Here is a 1,625-nt window from a genome sequence, read left to right as displayed (position 1 = left end):
GGGGAAAGGGGCGAATCATGCCAAAATCTCAGAATCTAGGCCATTGTTATATAAGCGTTTGTTAATAGTGCACCAACGCCCATCTGTGTGATCGTCAGCGAGGCACCGGAGGGTAACTTGTAGGTTGTTGAGCCGGATCCGTTAACCTGTTGAATTTCGGAATCTGTGAGTTTTCGCATGGAACTTCCTTTCTAATTAAACTTGGCGGGGTGCTCTATAAGACAATTGTGATCACCGTCAATAATGGGAGTGCTGGAAGATTTAGGTTGGCATGGACTGCGGCTCTTCTAATGCCGCACGGCTAGACATCGGATTAGAGACGACGAAAATCTCACATCCGAGCTCCCCGTTCAGGGCGATGACCCGCTGGGCACAGGCGACGGTCTCAGCGCGATGAGCGACCTGTATTTTGGTTAGGTTTAGGGGGGCAATTGCTTGGACGATGCGCTGCTCGTTCAGCGCATCGAGATGACTTGTGGCCTCGTCCAAGATGAGCAGCTTCGGTTGCTTGTACAAAGCCCGCGCCAGCAGCACTCGTTGCTTCTGCCCGCTCGAGAGGCTACTGCCCATCTCCCCGACAATGGATTGATAGCCCATCGGCATGGAAAGAATCTCTTCATGGATGGCTGCCGTGCGGGCGCAAGCCTCCATGCGTCCCTGATCGAAGTCCGGAGCGAAGAAGGAGATGTTCTCGGAAATCGACCCGGCTAGCAGGCTGTCGTCCTGGATCACTGCGCCGATCAGCTGCTGATAGACCGACAGGCCAAGCCGCCTGATCGGGATGCCATCGATGAGAACCTCCCCCTCCGTCGGAGGGAGAAGGCCAAGCAGGATCTTGATCAGCGTGCTCTTACCGCAACCCGAAGGGCCGACGATGGCGATCGACTCGCCGGCGGCGATCTCGAAATCGAGATGCCGCAGGATCCACGGCTCGCCTTCCGCGTAACGAAAACCAATGTTGCGCAACGCAATGCAAGGTCGGATCCGCTGCAGGTCGGTCTCGACCTCTGCCAGAGGTTCCGCTTCCTCGAGGGCGATGTCCGCCAGGCGTTCGCCGTGTAGCCCAAGCATCTTCAACTCGACTGCATGGCCGATCAGATTGGTGACACGGGAGGAGAAAGTTCCCGCGTAGCTGCTGAAGGCCATCAACATGCCGACGCTGAGCGTATTCTCCATCACCTGCGCCGCCCCCTGCGTAAGCAGCCATAGGGCCGCGCCCCCGGTAATGAGAGCCGATGCGGTGGTGAACAGCAAATCGAGCTTCTGTGTCCTCACGTCCCGGTCAATGACGTCGACCATCAAGTTCTGCCAGCGAACGCGGCGTGCTGCTTGTTGGCCGGAAAGCTTCATTGGCACGATGGTCCGTAGCGTTTCCAGGAAATGGCTGTTCTCCTTGGCTGCCAGCACCAGATATTCGGCGTTTGCTTCGCGCAACGGCGCGTAGGACAACCACCGCAGTGCGGCATAGGCAGCCACCGCGGCGACGGCGATGAGCGTGAGCGATGGACTGTAGGCGAGCATGATGCCGAAGGACATCATCCTGAATCCGTGTTCTCTTCAGCGCGCACCCGTTCCGCGAGCCCCCGCGCATGATTTTTCCGCTGCCTGACCCACAATCTCAGTTC

1 protein-coding gene is annotated in these 1,625 nt (G+C 57.7%); it reads right to left on the bottom strand.

What is annotated here, in order from left to right; all coding sequences use genetic code 11:
• Window positions 1-261: 261 nt before the first annotated feature.
• Window positions 262-1,536, bottom strand: a complete 1,275-nt coding sequence (locus tag M622_RS38470; RefSeq protein ID WP_169375164.1) for a peptidase domain-containing ABC transporter — start codon at window positions 1,534-1,536, stop codon at window positions 262-264.
• Between the last annotated feature and the right edge of the window lie 89 nt (window positions 1,537-1,625).

Origin of the sequence: Thauera terpenica 58Eu (assembly GCF_000443165.1) — a bacterium.
Classification (GTDB): Bacteria; Pseudomonadota; Gammaproteobacteria; order Burkholderiales; family Rhodocyclaceae; genus Thauera; species Thauera terpenica.
The sequence above is the reverse complement of the archived record's forward strand: the minus strand, read 5'-3'. Positions and strand labels throughout refer to the sequence as shown.